The 16,684-nt window shown below is 52.4% G+C and carries 9 protein-coding genes; 5 read left to right on the top strand and 4 right to left on the bottom strand.

Going from position 1 to position 16,684, the window contains the following annotated elements; translation table 11 throughout:
* Positions 1-3: 3 nt before the first annotated feature.
* From VNQ80_RS07030 to miaB, 4 genes are all read right to left on the bottom strand, one after another.
* Positions 4-1,041, bottom strand: a complete 1,038-nt coding sequence (locus tag VNQ80_RS07030; protein WP_325636847.1) for a hypothetical protein — start codon at positions 1,039-1,041, stop codon at positions 4-6.
* A gap of 36 nt (positions 1,042-1,077) precedes the next feature.
* Positions 1,078-1,596, bottom strand: coding sequence for an LptE family protein (locus tag VNQ80_RS07025; RefSeq protein WP_414692986.1), 519 nt, complete (start codon positions 1,594-1,596; stop codon positions 1,078-1,080).
* A 14-nt stretch (positions 1,597-1,610) separates the two neighbouring features.
* Positions 1,611-2,864 (bottom strand): sigma 54-interacting transcriptional regulator, encoded by a 1,254-nt coding sequence (locus VNQ80_RS07020; protein ID WP_325636843.1) that lies wholly within the window; start codon positions 2,862-2,864, stop codon positions 1,611-1,613.
* A gap of 126 nt (positions 2,865-2,990) precedes the next feature.
* The gene (gene miaB, locus VNQ80_RS07015) at positions 2,991-4,427 is read right to left on the bottom strand and encodes a tRNA (N6-isopentenyl adenosine(37)-C2)-methylthiotransferase MiaB (RefSeq protein WP_325636841.1); all 1,437 of its coding nucleotides are present in this window, start codon (positions 4,425-4,427) and stop codon (positions 2,991-2,993) included.
* A gap of 366 nt (positions 4,428-4,793) precedes the next feature.
* On the opposite strand from miaB, the gene VNQ80_RS07010 reads away from it, so the two are divergent.
* From VNQ80_RS07010 to VNQ80_RS06990, 5 genes are all read left to right on the top strand, one after another.
* Positions 4,794-7,229, top strand: coding sequence for a sugar-binding domain-containing protein (locus VNQ80_RS07010; RefSeq protein ID WP_325636839.1), 2,436 nt, complete (start codon positions 4,794-4,796; stop codon positions 7,227-7,229).
* Between the two features lie 92 nt (positions 7,230-7,321).
* The gene (locus tag VNQ80_RS07005) at positions 7,322-9,778 is read left to right on the top strand and encodes a family 43 glycosylhydrolase (RefSeq protein ID WP_325636837.1); all 2,457 of its coding nucleotides are present in this window, start codon (positions 7,322-7,324) and stop codon (positions 9,776-9,778) included.
* A gap of 187 nt (positions 9,779-9,965) precedes the next feature.
* Positions 9,966-12,662: a DUF7133 domain-containing protein gene (locus tag VNQ80_RS07000; protein ID WP_325636835.1), complete on the top strand. Its 2,697-nt coding sequence runs from the start codon at positions 9,966-9,968 to the stop codon at positions 12,660-12,662.
* 139 nt (positions 12,663-12,801) lie between these two features.
* Positions 12,802-15,294: a glycoside hydrolase family 95 protein gene (locus VNQ80_RS06995; protein WP_325636833.1), complete on the top strand. Its 2,493-nt coding sequence runs from the start codon at positions 12,802-12,804 to the stop codon at positions 15,292-15,294.
* A 50-nt stretch (positions 15,295-15,344) separates the two neighbouring features.
* Positions 15,345-16,670, top strand: a complete 1,326-nt coding sequence (locus VNQ80_RS06990) for a sugar porter family MFS transporter (RefSeq protein ID WP_325636831.1) — start codon at positions 15,345-15,347, stop codon at positions 16,668-16,670.
* Positions 16,671-16,684: the final 14 nt, after the last annotated feature.

Raw genomic sequence — 16,684 nt, 5'->3', positions numbered from 1 at the left:
CCGCTAGGGTAATTTATTTGTCAATTCAGTTATTCGAGCGGCAAAGTACGTACTTTTTTCGGGATATTTCAAACTTAATTTTTTATAGATGGCTATTGCTTTTGGATACAGTCCTTGTTCAACGTAGATGTTCGCCAAGGTCTCGGTTACCAATGTTAGTTGGTCTTCGGCACTTTTTCGCGCTTTGTTCTCAAGATTGATTTTGTCCGCCTGGGGCGGCTTGATCTGGGGTTCTTCCCGTATAAACCGCTCAATGATAGGATCAGTTTTTTTAGGGACTTGGAATGAGATGGTCTCCGGTGCATGCGCCGTACTCAATTTCTCTTCGGGTGACTGTAGGTGGAAAATGTTTTCCCGGATTTGGTGGTCGAGTATTTGCTCGTCGGCAGGAGCATTCACCAGGTTGGTGGGGTAAACAGCCGGCCCATTGTCGGAAGCATAAGGCCGGTAGGTATCTGCATATTCCATCCGTGTCTTATTGAGCCACCACAAAAAGCTATAGGGCAAGTGATCGTCGTTATACAAACTAACTTTCTCATGCGGTGTTGCTTCGGATAGCGGTACCACTTCCTCCGTCACATCCACATCCACAACCCCGACATCCGTCTCGTCCGCGGCTTTTTCTTCATATGCAAAATAATCCATGCCCACGGGATGCTCCACCAATCCCGAGTCGTCAAGAGCGTGGCTAGCAGTTTCGATGTCGGCCACTGGCACTGCGTCGTCTGTAGAGGGCTCGGTCTCACTCGGTGTCACTTCCGTTATTATCTCCTTGGTTGATACAACAGTATGTTCGGCCGGAAATACGTTAGTAATCGGGGTCACTTCAGCAAGGAGACGACCGGATAACCAGTTGGGGAACACGGTAACCAACCGGGCATTTTCTCCGTCGGTGGAGCCATTTTCTTCGTAGTTCTTACGGGCCAGTGCCACGCGCAACGCCTGCGCATACGGAAACCGATCAATCAGTATTGACAAGGTGTCACCCCCAATAGCCATGGGGTTAGCCAATGCACTATGATATAATTCTTTGTAATTCACGTTTTCCACTCAACTAATCATCAAATCATCATCACCTTACCAATTCGCAAATGCCCGGTTATAGATATCTTCCGTAAGCATCTGGTTGATGTCCCGGATAAGTGCCTCTTCCTGTGCGGGTATCGAGCCACCAGCAGACGAAAAGTCTTTGAATCGGGTAAACGGCTGTTCGAAGTTGTCCTCGGGTTTGATCGTATTTGTGTATTTCACGTTTACCGTAATCGATAGCCGGTTGAGTGCTGCACGATCGGTTCCCGCTTCAACTGCAGCCGGCGCAATGCTATACCCCGTGATGCGCCCTTCGAAAATCGCATCGCCCTCGTTGGTCACTTGACTTAGGCTGGATTGGCTGCGGATACGTTCTTTCAGGGCTTCGGTAAATGTTTGGCTAAGCGTGGGGTTTACAATGGGCGCTGTATTCTCGAAGAATTCAACGGTGTACGTCTTCATTCCTTCGGGTATCGATCCTCCGGTAAAGCCGTATTTTATGCCACAACTGTTTACTGTAAGAACAACCGACAACACCAATAAATACCTAATCGCTTTTGCCATCATCATAGCTATCTGTATCAAGTCAGGTTTAAATCCTTTATTTTCCGATATAATGTTCGTTCAGAAATCCCTAGTTCCTGAGCTGCCGATTTCCGCTTGCCTTTATGCTTCTTCAGTGCCTTTTTAATCAGATCCGACTCTCGCTCAACGAGCGACAATGATTCTTCCTCCACCTCTTCAGCTTCTTGGGTATGATAGCGGAAATCGTCGTTGGAATCGTTTGGCGAAGGCCGGTGGATGGTTAATGTTGGCGGTGCCGGCAGCTGCTCGGTAATTGGGTTGTCGATTTCACGGTACAGCTTATTTATGTACGGCGAATTGTCCTCTACAATGCCCGAGTTAACTCCGTTCTGGATAATCTCCACTACCAATTTCTTCAATTCGACCATGTCTTTTTTCATATCGAAAAGCACCTTGTATAGGAGGTCGCGTTCCGAGAAATCGTCCGTACCTTTCGCTGTCCCCACATGTACGGGGAGGTTACTCCTGTTGTCGTGAGGCAAATACTGTTGGAGCACTTCAGCATCAAGGAGGCGCTCTTTCTCCAATACGGCAATTTGCTCGGCAATATTTTTTAATTGCCTCACATTGCCCGGCCAAGTGTAGTTGGCTAGCAGCTGCTGCGCATCTTCAGTGAGCTGTACATTGGGACTCCGGTATTTGTCGGTAAAGTCTGCCACGAACTTGCGGAAGAGCAAATGGATATCTTCCTTCCGGTCGCGCAAAGCGGGAATACGCAGCGGCACAGTATTGAGCCGATAGTAAAGGTCCTCCCTGAATTTGCCTTTCTGTACGGCCTCGTAAATGTCTACATTGGTAGCGGCGATTACGCGTACATTCGTTTTCTGTACTTTCGATGAGCCCACACGGATATATTCACCGGTTTCGAGTACGCGAAGCAATCGGGCCTGAGTACCCATAGGTAGCTCGCCAACCTCATCCAGAAAGATGGTGCCGCCGTTCACCACTTCAAAATAACCTTTGCGGGCCTCATGCGCTCCCGTAAATGAGCCCTTTTCGTGTCCGAAAAGTTCCGAATCGATGGTGCCTTCTGGTATCGCCCCGCAGTTGACCGCAATGAATGGACCATGTTTGCGGGCACTGAGCTGGTGGATGATGTGCGAAAACACCTCTTTACCGCTTCCACTCTCCCCTGTAATCAATACGGAAATATCGGTAGGCGCCACCTGCCGTGCCACATCAATGGCTCGGTTCAACAACGGCGAATTGCCAATAATCCCGAATCTATTCTTTATGTCTTGAATATCCATATTTGTTAAGTACTTAGTCTATCGTACTCGGTCCTTAGCTTAACCCTTTCCCGGATTAAACGTTTGGTTTTTATTGTAATCAACTAGTGGATGACGACTATAGCAACTTACGGTAATGACTAATATCTAGTCTACAATTGTTCCAATAAGCGTCGCCGATGTACATCGATCGGCATAGACCATCACATAATCGCCCACTTTATAACGGTTGTCTATCGGGAATACCACCATAGTATTCTGATCATTCCGGCCGCAATAGTCTTTATCTGAGCGTTTCGACAAGCCCTCAATGAGAACCTTATGGGTTTTCCCTACGTACGTTTCCAGGCGTTCTAGGCTGTGAGCGCGTTGGCGATTCACCACTTCGGTGAGGCGTCGTTTTTTCACCTCCTCGGGCACATCATCTGTATATCGCTTTGCGGCGAGTGTACCCGGCCGCTCCGAGTAGGCAAACATATACGCGAAGTCATATTTCACGTAGTCCATCATCGAAAGGGTATCGTTATGTTCTTCTTCCGTTTCACTGCAAAAACCGGTGATGACATCGGTCGAGATGCCGCAGTCGGGAATGATTTCGCGAATGGCTTTCACCCGTCCTATATACCATTCCCGGTCGTAGGTTCTATTCATCACCTTAAGCACACGTGAGTTGCCCGATTGTACGGGCAGGTGAATATACTTACAGATGTTTTCGTACTTCGCCATGGTGTAGAGCACGTCGTTGGTGATGTCTTTGGGGTGCGATGTAGAAAATCGCACACGCAGCAGCGGATTCACGCGGGCCACCATTTCCAAGAGATTGGCGAAGGTAACTACTGGCGCTGGCTCCTGGCCGTCGGCCACTGGCGCAGCGTATTTGTAGGAGTCTACGTTCTGGCCCAGCAGTGTCACTTCCCGGTAACCTGCATTAAAGAGGTCTTGGGCCTCCTTCACGATCGACTGCGGATCACGGCTCCGCTCACGTCCCCGGGTGAATGGCACTACGCAGAAAGAGCACATGTTGTCGCAGCCCCGCATGATGGAGATAAAGGCCGTTACCCCATTCGAGTTGAGGCGAACAGGACTGATGTCCGCATAGGTCTCCTCGCGCGACAGCAACACGTTAACCGCCCGCGAGCCCTCATCTACCTGTTCGATGAGGTTAGGTAGGTCACGGTAGGCGTCAGGTCCAACTACGACGTCCACCAGTTTTTCTTCTTCCAGGAATTTGGATTTCAACCGTTCGGCCATGCAGCCCAGTACGCCCACCACCATTCCGGGGTTCTTGGCTTTGGCCGATTCGAATTCCTTGAGTCGGTTGCGCACGCGTTGCTCAGCGTTTTCACGGATGGAACACGTATTGATAAATACCACATCAGCTTCTCGGTAATCGCGCGTTGTCTCAAAACCTTTGTCGAGTAGAATGGAGGCCACAATCTCGCTATCCGAAAAGTTCATCTGGCAGCCATAGCTCTCTATGTATAATTTACGGCCATCGGCCTTTTTCGGGTCATTCTCAATCAACAATGCCTCACCTTGCCGCGATTCGTCGTGCTGTTTCGTTGTTGTGGGTGTCTCAAACATGATCGTCCATTAAAGCTTACAAAGTTAAAAAGAATATTTTGAAAGAATGACAGTTTGGCAGAAAAGCCGACGGGCTTGCCCACCGCCATACCGGCTGGGTTTTTCGTGGTATCCCCATTGTACTACGCTTATGATCGGTTTGGGTATTTCAACGGTGCTAAGGCGGGCCCGGTCTTAAGATAAAAATAATCATTAAGTTTGTTGGTAAAAGCTTATCCCATGTGGCAGAAACTTGTTACTGCGGTTACCTTGGCAGCAGCGCCGTGCCAATCCTCGCCTCGAACGACCAACTGCAGCAGAACCCCTATTATTGATGTTAAATTTGTGATAATATAATAATAACGATAGCTAAGGAAGGAAGTAATTATGCGAATGATATCTTGTTTTTTGGTGGCCTGTATCTGGGTGGGGCTTAAGCCTGCCCAGGTTTACGGCCAACCCGGATTCGGCCACGCCGAGAACATAAACGACGGCTGGGCATTCAAACTCGGTGACATGCCGGAAGGCGAGCAGCCCGGCGAACCCGACCGTTCATGGGAGCGGTTGGACCTGCCGCACGACTGGTCAGTTAAGCAGCCGCTCAGCCCCACGCTGGCCAGCGCCACGGGTTACCTGCCGGGTGGCATCGGCTGGTACCGCAAAACGCTCAGCGTGCCCAATGAATACCGCGGCCAGCAGTTGTACATTTACTTTGAGGGAGTATATAACCACAGTGAAGTGTTCATCAACGGGCAGTCGCTTGGCAAACGCCCCAACGGCTACATTTCATTTATGTACGACCTCACTCCGCACGTCCGGTATGGCCAGGAAAACGTACTGACCGTACGGGTGGACCATAGCGACGATGCCGATTCGCGCTGGTATACCGGCTCGGGCATTTACCGCAATGTGTGGCTGGTACGGGCGGCACCCGTGCACCTGGAACAATGGGGCGTATATGCGTACCCCACGGTAGACCGGAATAAAGGCACGCTGCATGTACAGGTGGCCGTGGCTAACCCATCCGCTTCGCCGGCCGACGTATCGATCGTCTCCGAACTGAAAGACCCGGCGGGTACCACGGTGGCTAAAAAGACGACCAAAACGTCTATCGCAGCTGGCTGCCAAGACGTCCAATTGACGCTGAATGTGAAAAATCCGGAACTATGGCGATTGGATGATCCCAACCAGTATATATTGGAAACCACCGTGCTTCAAGACGGTGAGCCGATCGATCAGTCGGTCGTTAAAACCGGGTTCCGTACGTTTACGTTCGATCCCGACAAGGGTTTTGCCCTCAATGGCGAATGGATGAAGGTGAAAGGTGTATGCCTGCACCACGATGCCGGTGTGTTGGGCGCGGCAGTATATCCGGAGGTATGGCGCCGCCGGTTGTTGACCCTGAAGGAAATCGGTGTGAATGCCATCCGGACGAGCCACAACCCCCAGGCACCATCGCTTTACGAACTTTGCGATGAATTGGGCCTGCTGGTGATGAACGAAGCGTTTGACGAGTGGGAATTTCCCAAACGGAAGTGGTTGGAAGGGTGGAACGTGGGTACGCCCGGATTTCAGGGAGCCTACAGTTTTTTCGAGGAATGGGGCGAACAGGACCTGGCCGACGTGGTGAAACGCGACCGCAACCACCTCTCCATCTTTGCGTGGAGCATCGGCAATGAAGTGGATTATCCGAACGATCCGTATTCACACCCCATATTGGACGGTGATGAAAAAGACGGTGGCTTTACGCAGGCTACGTTCGGCGGGTTCAAACCCGATGCCCCGGATGCGATGCGCCTCGGCGATATTGCGAAGCGCTTGGCCGCTGTTGTGAAAGAATATGACGCCAGCCGCCCGGTTACCGCGGGCTTGGCCGGGGTGGCCATGTCGAACGAAACGGCGTATCCGGCCGCATTGGACATCGCGGGTTACAACTACACCGAGAGCCGGTACGAGGAAGATCACGAGCGCTATCCCGACCGCGTCATCTACGGTAGCGAAAACCGCCACGACCTGGCCGCTTGGAAGGCGGTGCGCGATAACGAACACATCTTCGGCCAGTTCCTCTGGACGGGTATCGACTACCTCGGCGAATCGGGGCGTTGGCCATCACGCGGCTTCTATTCCGGATTGCTCGACTTCGGCGGCTTCATCAAGCCGCGTGGCTACTATCGCCAGTCGCTCTGGGCCGATAGCCCGATGGTTTACATCGGTACATACGCCATCCGCAACCCATGGCAGCGGCGCGTATCCGTGGATGCGTGGCCTGTTTGGAATTATGCCGACGGTGATACCATCCGCGTGGTTAGCTATACCAATTGCGCCGATGTAAACCTGTTGCTCAACGGCGAACCTGTTGCCGCCCAAAAGCGGCTGGATGATGAAACCGGTGTTTATTATTGGGATGTCCCTTACCGGTCCGGTACGTTGGAAGCCGTGGGTGTCCGCGATGGCGAAGAAGTGGTACGAGACACCATCCAAACGTCGCAACGCCCCCATAGGTTAGTTGCTTCGGTAGACCGGGCACGACTCGGGCGCAACCATGAGGTTGCCCACGTAACCATCGAAATCGTTGACGGAGACGGCCTGCCTGTTACCCTTGCTGACGACAATATATCGGTGCAGATCGATGGCCCGGCTAAATTACTGGGGCTCGAAGGTAGCAACAATACGGACATGAGTAACTACACGGACGCTACACACCGTGCCTCCCGTGGCAGATTATTGGCCTACATCCTGTCAACGGGCGAATCGGGCACCGTAACGGTGAGATGCACCAGCCCCTGGCTGGAACCTGTTGCGGTGCCGTTGCATATCGATTAGCGAGTCATTATCCCAGATTATTTGAACGAGTGAATGGCGTCGGCTAATTTTATCTCTCAATGGTAGTCGGTTATTTCCGACATTTGTAGGGTATGATGACTAATCGATTAATATACCTGTTGATTGCCTGCTGCCTCATCGGGCAGTGGGCGTATGCCGACACCTACTATGTGGATTCGCGGGATGGTGATGACCGAGCATCGGGCCGGGATTCCACCGCCGCATGGCGGAGCCTCGGCCGCGTGAACCAAGCCCATTTCCAACCCGGCGACACGCTATTGTTCCGCGCTGGGCGTATTTACGAAGGCCAACTCAAGCCACAGGGATCGGGCACAGAAACACAGCCCATCGTGGTGGCCAATTTTGGGAAAGGGTACAAACCACGTTTGCAAGCACATGGGCGTTTCCTCGCTACCGTACACCTGTATAACGTCTCGGGGTGGGAACTATCGGGTCTCGACATCTCCAACCACGGCCCCGAGCGGGAAGCTGGCAGAGCTGGGATAATCGTCGAAATCCGGGATTTTGGTGTAGCGAAGGCTATACGGCTCCACCAGTTGGATATCCACGACGTGAATGGCAGTTTGGTGAAGAAGGAAGGTGGTGGTGCGGGTATCATCGTTAAAAACGGTGGCCGTGAAACGCCCTCGTGGTATGAGGGACTCACCATTGAACACAACACCGTGAAGCGCACCCATCGCAACGGCATACTCATTAACGGCTACTGGAGCCGCGACAATTGGTACCCCAGCCGGGCCGTCGTCATCCGCCATAACCTGCTGGAAGGGGTGCCCGGTGATGGCATCGTCCCCATTGGCTGCGATTCGGCACTGATTGAATGGAATGTGATGCGCGACTGCCCCCGGCTGTTGCCAGACAGCGAGGCAGCGGCTGGGATTTGGCCGTGGAGCTGCGATAATACGGTTATCCAATTCAACGAGGTGAGCGACCATAAGGCCCCTTGGGACGCCCAAGGCTTTGATTCGGATTGGAATTGCCGCAATACGCTCATCCAGTACAACTATAGCCACGATAATGAGGGCGGGTTTCTATTGGTTTGCAATGATGGCAGTGCAAGTACGCGGTCGAGCGTAGGCAACACGGGTACCGTGGTTCGCTATAACGTGAGTGTGAACGACGGCGGTCGCATCGCGGGGAAACACGCTGGGTTTTCACCCGTCATACACTTGCCCGGGCCTACCTCCAATACGAAAATATACAACAACGTAGTGCTCATATCGGCCTTTCGCCACCCAGCTGCCGACAGCACGCTGATTGCTTTCGATAATTGGCACGGATACCCAGACAGTACGCTCATCGCGAATAACATTTTCTATGCGCTGTCGCCCGTAGACTATGAAGATGCGAAGGCTACCCGTATTTTTTATGCCAACAACCTGTACCACGGCGAGCATATCGCCCGACCCTACGATCCAGCTGCCGTATTCGGCGACCCGCTGTTCGTTACCTTGGAAAACGTGGGACACCCCGGTATGGGTGCGCTAAAGGGGCTGCTGCTGAAAGGCGATTCGCCAGCCAAGGGAAAAGGTAGGCCATTGGTAGACACCGTGGTGAACGACCTTTTTGGCCAGCCCGTGCTGCCGGACCAGTCGCCCGATATCGGGGTAGCCAACAACTTGGGCCGGAACGTCTTCGCACCTGGCCAGCTTTGGCCCGATGATCGGGGAGAGCACATCAACGCCCATGGCGGTGGTATCGTGTACCACGATGGTGTATACTATTGGTATGGCGAGAAACGTGGCGGCAGGCAATCGCAAGGTGTGAATGTGTATGCATCTACAGACCTTTACCATTGGCGTTGGGAGGCGTTGGCCCTTTCGCCGGTGGAAGATCCCAGCAGCGATATCGTATGGGGCTGCATCATGGAGCGGCCCAAAGTGATATACAACAAGCAGAACAAGCAATTCGTCATGTGGTTCCACCTGGAGTTGCGTGGCCAGGGATATGCTGCGGCCCGTGCGGCGGTGGCCGTGAGCGATACACCGATGGGTCCATTCCGCTTTGTGGACAGCTTCCGACCGAACGGCAACATGTCACGCGATATGGGGCTGTTTGTGGATGATGACGGCAGCGCATACCATATCTACGCTTCCAACGATAATTTTGACCTGCGTATAGCCCGGCTAACTGACGACTACCTCCAGCCAACCACACAAGACAGCATGCTCTTCCGCGAGCACCGCGAAGCACCGGCCCTATTTAAATACCGGGGTAAATATTACCTCTTCACCAGTGCATGTACCGGTTGGCAACCCAACCAGGCCCGGCTCTATGTGGCCGATAACCTGTTTGGGCCCTGGACGTCACTCGGCGACCCGATGCATGGGCCGAAAGCGGAAATCACCTTCGATGCACAATCGACATTCGTGCTACCCGTGGTTGGGAAGGCAGATACGTTTATTTTTATGGCCGACCGGTGGAAGCCGGGTGATCTCAAAGATAGTCGCTATATTTGGTTGCCTGTTCGCCTTGACGAAGAAACGCCTTATGTGCAATGGGAGGATTCGTGGAGTTTGGACGATTTATGATAACTGGTAACCATTTATGAAACGGATAACACTGATCGGTGTATGGATGTTATTCAACCTGATGCCGAGTCACAGTCGCGGTAGCTTCGAATGGAGGTAGGTGACTCGAGAGATAAGCTTGTGTATTGGGACTTTTTAAATGATGCACTTATATTTGCCGAGCGCTTAAAGAGAATTTTATATACGAATGAAGAAATTTATTAATCTACAACTCGCTTGCCTAGCCAAGCCGTTCCAATTTATCGGTTATACGCTTGTAGGCGCTGTCGCCTTTTGGGGCTGTACCGACAATACACGCGATTGCAACCCGGCACCCACCTATCAATACAGAGCCATGACGGACTCATTAGCGAATGGACTTAAGTGGCCTTCTGACTTGGGTATCACTGTTTTTGCTGACGCCGAACTGGTGCCGAGCCCAGCGTGCATGGCCGTGTCGGCACTGGGCGATGTGTACGTAGGGGTTGACAAGATGGGCTCCCTCGGCAAGGACATGGGCTACGGGGCCATCGTCAAGCTCATTGATTGCAACGGTGATGGTATCCTCGATACGCATACAGAGTTTGCCAAGGTAGATAATCCCCGCGGTATCCTCGCCATGGGGCATAAGGTATTCGTACTGCATACACGCTTTTCGCCCGAAACGGAAAAAGCCGAAAACATGGACCTCATCATGTTTGAAGATAACGATAATGACGGGGTGGCCGACGGCGACCCGCAGCCGCTGATTACCGGTTTGAGCAACCCCACTTACCTCGCCGAAAGAGGAACGGACCATGCCACCAACGGCATCCAACTGGGTATCGACGGCTGGATTTATATCGCCGTGGGCGACTTTGGCTTCCATAAGGCCACCGATCGCGACGGCACCCAGCTGACCATGCTCGGTGGTGGGGTGCTGCGTGTGCGGCCCGACGGTACCGAGATGGAAGTCTATACACATGGCCTACGCAATATCTACGACGTGGCCATCGATCCGCTGATGAACATATTCACCCGCGATAACACCAACGACGGCGGGGGCTGGAACATCCGGTTTTCGCACCAGTTGCAATCGGGTGAATATGGGTACCCATTGTTATTTAAGCACTATACGGAAGAAATTATCCCAGCATTGGTGGATGTGGGTGGCGGCTCGGGAACGGGATCATTGTACCTGAACGACCACCGGTGGCCGGATGCCTACAACAACACACCGCTGATGGCCGATTGGGGGCGGAGTTACCTATACAGGCACCCCGTTACGGCCGATGGTCCCACGTTCACACAAGCTGAGGAACCGTTCATCCAGCTGCCCCAGATTACCGATGTAGATATCGACGGCTCCGGGATTATGTACCTATCCGCTTGGGACGGCGCCGGATATTCCGGTAGTCCGGATATCGGTTATGTGGTGCGGGTGGTGCCCGAAGGATGGGAATACCAGCCCTTTGCCGATGTCACGCAGCAATCTGAACGAAAACTTGTCGCCCTGCTGGAATCACCCGATGCCAAAGCCCGTCAGGCAGCCCAGTTTGAATTGCTTAGTAGGAATCCCGGCGAACGCGTGGCCGCCTCGGTATGGAAGTTGGTTGAAGATGAATCGCTGGGTATGGCACAGCGGGTAGCCGCATTGTACACCTATGCGCAATTGGCAGGTAAAGCGGGTATCGACCGACTGGTTGCGACTACCCAAAATCCCACGCTGCAGGAGTTCGCCCTGCGTGTCCTGGCTGATCGTAAAAAGTGGGCCGATGCTGTGCCTGCGGAACCTTTCCTTGCTGCCCTGCAATCGGATAACCCTCGGGTGAGGGCTATAGCCACCATCGGTGTGGGTCGATTGGGTATCCGGAAGGCCATCGGCCAATTGTTAAATACCGAGGTGCCGGCTTCGTTCAAAGCACCGGCGCTGGGCACTGAAGGTCCGCATGCCACGCCCAATGTGGAAATCATCATCCCGCACCTTTCGGTAAAGGCGTTGGTAGCACTCAATGCGGTGGAGGAATGTATTGATGCGCTGGGCAACGAACAAGCCGACATGGCACTTTGGGCCATACGCTATTTTCACGACGACCGTGTGGTGGATGCCTTGATCGGCGCCCATGACCGCTCCGATGACACAGCCTATCGCGAAAAAGTAATCAACACCCTCGCGCGGATCTATCATAATGAACCGAGCTATGATGCGTCGTGGTGGTGGGGCACACGGCCCGATACGCACGGCCCATATTATAAAACGGAAGAATGGACGTCGACCCCGGCGATACGTGGTTTCCTGATAGCACAATGGGAAGCAGCCAGTAAAACAAATAAGAACTTCTTCAGCGCACTCAATACGAAATACCGGTTGGGCATCGATCGCTTCGGTACGGTCGATCTGGAAAAGGCGCGTCAAGACGCGGCATTGGTCGATTTAGAGGCTATCAAAAAGAAGAAGGGGCAAGTGGGCGAGTCGTCCATTGAAGATGTCTTGTTGGCGCTACAGCGAATTAAGGGCGATGCGGAAGAAGGGGCTGCGCTTTTCGTGAAGCAAGGTTGCGTGGCCTGCCACACCGTGGATGCGAGTGGACCGATGAAAGGACCATTTATGGGTCAGATCGGCTCCATCATGAACCGTGAGCAGATTGCCGAATCAATACTCAAACCGAACGCTTCCATTTCGCAGGGCTTTGCAACGGTGCAAATCGAACTGAAAAGCGGCGAAATGTACGTGGGTTTTGTTACGGCCGAGTCTGCAGAGAAAATCACCATCAATAACATTGCAGGCATTGCCACGGAAATCAAGACGGCGGATATCAAAAACCGCCAGGAACTGGAGATGTCCATGATGCCCGAAGGCCTTGCCAATGCACTGAGCTACGAAGAGCTGGCGTCATTAGTGACGTATCTGGAAGGTCAGAAATAAAGTAAATAGAATTACCCATTCATTCTTATATTAATGCTTCATTAAGATTGTTTTAATAGGGTGTCCTATCTTTGCGATTAATAAATACATTGTCCGAACGGACAATGAGCTGATCGTATAAACCGTTTAATTGATCCAGATGAAGCGCTTATTGACTGCCTTATTGTTGTTTTTTTGTGGTGTTGCCTTTGCACAGGAGAATCCTGTGGATAAAGGTGCGGTGCTTCCCGCTAGCTCGCGCAGCGGAGACATACGTGCGGAATGGATAGACCGGGCGGAATTCAACTTCGCAGGCAAGCGTCCGAAGGGGCGGAATGTGCTTTGGTATAAGCAATCCGCCAAGGTATGGGAAGAAGCGCTACCCATCGGCAACGGCCGGTTGGGAGGCATGGTTTTCGGCGGTGTGGCAGACGAACGTATCCAGCTAAACGAAAGTTCACTTTGGGATGGTTATGCCCTCGATCCCAATAATCCCGAATCGTTGGAAACGTTGCCGGAGGTGCGGCGCCTCCTCTTTGAAGACAAGAACAATGAAGCCGTAAAACTGGCAGAACAAACGATGATGGGCAGACCAAAGCGCGTGAAGCCCTATCAGTCGCTCGCTGAGCTATGGTTCGATACCCCGCACCTGAAGGCCGATTCGTACACGCGTAGCCTTGATTTAGCCACTGGTATTGTTACTGTACGCTATCTGTATGAAGGTACCTGGTACACACGGGAAAGTTTTGCCGCTGCAGAAGATGACGTCATCGTGGTTCGCTTTACGGCGAGCGACGGCGGAAAGATAAGTAGTTCGTTTGCATTTCGGCGCCAACAGGATGCCGAAGCCATGCCCCATCCCACCGACAAAACGTCGCTACTCTTGAAAGGCCGACTGCCTGTTAAAGACAACGATGGAAATAGCCGGGGCATTCGCTTTGCGGCACAGGTAAAGGCGGTAGCGAAAGGCGGAAAAATTGGTTTCCGTGAAAACATCCTCACTGTAGCCAATGCGGATACGTTGACGCTCTATATAGCTGGCGCAACCAACCACCCCGGCATTGCCAACCTGGATGAAACCGTTTTCGATTTTCCCGGGCTTCCCGAAGATGCTTGTGCGGCAACGATAGCAAAGGCAATGCAGCGCTCCTATGACTCGGCTAAAGCGGTACATATCAATGAACACCAAGCTTATTATAACCGTGTTCAGCTTACATTGGGCGCCCCTGATGAAAAAGCAATACAGCTGGCTACTGATGAGCTGCTGGAGGAGGCCAGAGACACCGGCCGACCCCATCCGTGCCTCGTGGAAACGTTTTTCCAGTACGGCCGTTACCTACTCATTTCCAGTTCGAGGCCGGGCACAATGCCCGCCAACCTGCAAGGCTTGTGGGCATGGCAGATGAATCCACCATGGAATGCCGATTATCACACGAACATCAACCTGCAAATGAATTATTGGCCGGCAGAGATTACGAACCTATCTGAAATGCACTTCCCGCTATTCGACTTGACTGACGCATTGGTTAAGCCGGGTTCTCGTACGGCTAGCGTGTTGTACGGTGCAGACGGTTGGGTAGTACACCACCTTACAGATGCTTGGGGATTCACCGCCCCCGCAGATGGGCCACAGGGTATCTGGCCGATGGGAGCGGCTTGGCTGGCACAACACCCTTGGGAACATTATTGCTATACGCTAGATACGGCTTTTTTGCAGGAGCGCGCATATCCACTGATGAAAGGGGCTGCTGATTTTATCGTGGATTTCTTGGTGGAAGCACCTTTAGGTACGCCAGTAGCGGGCAAGCTGGTGACTAATCCCTCATATTCACCCGAAAATGCATTTATATTATCCAACGGGGATCATTCCGTTTTTACGTACGGTGCCACGATGGATCTCGAAATCATCCACGATTTATTGACAAACTGCATCGCCGCCGCTGAGATTCTGGATGTAGACCAAACGTTCAGAGACACATGCAATAAAATCCTATCCCGATTGGCACCCATCCGGATTAGCGAGTCAACCGGGCGAATAATGGAATGGGTAGCGGACTATAAGGAAGTGGATCCGCATCACCGCCATACTTCGCATCTGTTCGCGCTCCATCCGGGTAACCAAATCTCGGTAAGTGCCACGCCCGAACTTGCCGAAGCCGCTAGGAAGACGCTAATCGCACGGGGCGACGGTGGCACCGGCTGGGGGTTGGCATGGAAAATCAACATGTGGAACCGGCTGCACGACGGCGACCACGCATATAAGCTGCTGGGCGTGTTATTGCGGGAAAAGACCCTACCAAACCTGTTCGACAACCATCCGCCTTTCCAGATCGATGGCAATTTCGGTGCAACAGCGGCAATTGCCGAAATGCTAGTTCAAAGCCATGTGGCACTTAAAGACAACAGGTTTGAGATACATTTACTACCTTCGTTGCCTACGGCATTTGCCGAAGGATCAGTCGAAGGGCTACGTGCTCGTGGCGGATTTGTCATCGACCTTGCGTGGCGAGACGGGAAACTCAACGGGGCACGCGTAGTATCGGAAAAAGGAGGGAAGCTAACGTTGCGGCTGGGCGACCGTACAGTGAATTTTGATACTAAAAAAGGCGATATCTTGCAATTAGACTGGAATTTGGCAGTAAAACACAATTAGAAAAACCGGTGTTTGATGCACCATATGATATTTTATAGACAGCTTAGGTTATGAATAATTATCCTACCCGTATTGCACTCATCGCGGCGTTGGGTGGCTTTCTGTTCGGTTTCGAAGTCTCGGTAATTTCCGGTGCCGAACAGACTATACAGCAGCTATGGTCATTGGATTCCTTTTGGCTGGGATTTACGGTTGCTTCCAGCCTCATTGGCACGGTGCTGGGCGCACTCGTGATCGGCAGACCTGCTCAACGATATGGTCGGCGGAAGGTGCTTTTTGCCATAGCCGTTTTATACTTTCTTTCGGCAATCGGCTGTGCCGTTACGACCGCATGGGAAGGATTTGTTTTTTTCCGTTTTATCGGAGGGATTGCCGTCGGGGCATCTTCTGTGGTAGGCCCTATGTATATTTCAGAGATTTCGCCGGCCGCGGTGCGCGGTCGCTTGGCCGGGATGTTCCAGTTGAATATTGTGGCCGGTATCCTTGTTGCTTACCTGACCAACTATCTGCTGGCTGGGGCCGGCGGTGAGGACGCCTGGCGGTATATGTTGGGTATCATGGCCCTCCCTGCCGTGGTATTTTACGGTTTGCTTTGGCTTATCCCCGAAAGCCCCCGCTGGTTGGCCAGCAAAGGGCGGGCCGCTGAGGCAACCCACGTGTTTTTACGATTGGGAGAGCCCAATGCAGCGGAAAAGGCCAATGACGTGGTGGCAACCGGCAACGTGGGAGCAAAGGCGGAAAGCCTCTTCAATGGAAAGTATAACAAACCGATCGCATATGCAGTATTGTTGGCTATGTTCAATCAGCTTTCGGGTATCAACGCAATTCTATATTATGCCCCCCGTATATTTGAGATGGCCGGTTTCGAGCGGGCCGATGCATTCCAGCAATCGGTATACATCGGATTGGCAAATTTCCTATTTACCATATTGGCGATGTCGGTTATCGACCGGTTTGGTCGAAAGCGCTTGCTGCTTATTGGTGCGCTGGGCATGGTGGTATTCCTGGTGCTCACAGCGGTTGCCTTTAGCCAACCGGATGTTGCCAATCCATACGTTATCGTGTATTTGGTGGGCTTCATCGCTTTCTTTGCGTTCTCACAGGGAGCAGTAATTTGGGTGTTCATAGCCGAAATTTTCCCAAACCGGGTACGTTCTCAGGGCAGCTCGCTAGGTAGCTTCACCCATTGGGTTATGGCAGCCGTGATTTCCTGGTTGTTTCCGATTATTGTAGAGGGTAGCCCATTGGGTGGTTTCTATGCGTTTGTATTTTATGCAGTGATGATGTTGCTCTCTTTCTTGTTTATCTGGCGCGTAATGCCCGAGACCAAAGGCAAGAGCCTCGAACAAATACAGCGCGAACTCGGGATTAACTAGTTCCCCTAACCATG

It is taken from the genome of Parapedobacter sp., assembly GCF_035556095.1.
Lineage (GTDB): Bacteria > Bacteroidota > Bacteroidia > Sphingobacteriales > Sphingobacteriaceae > Parapedobacter.
This window is presented reverse-complemented; position numbering and strand designations above follow the sequence as displayed.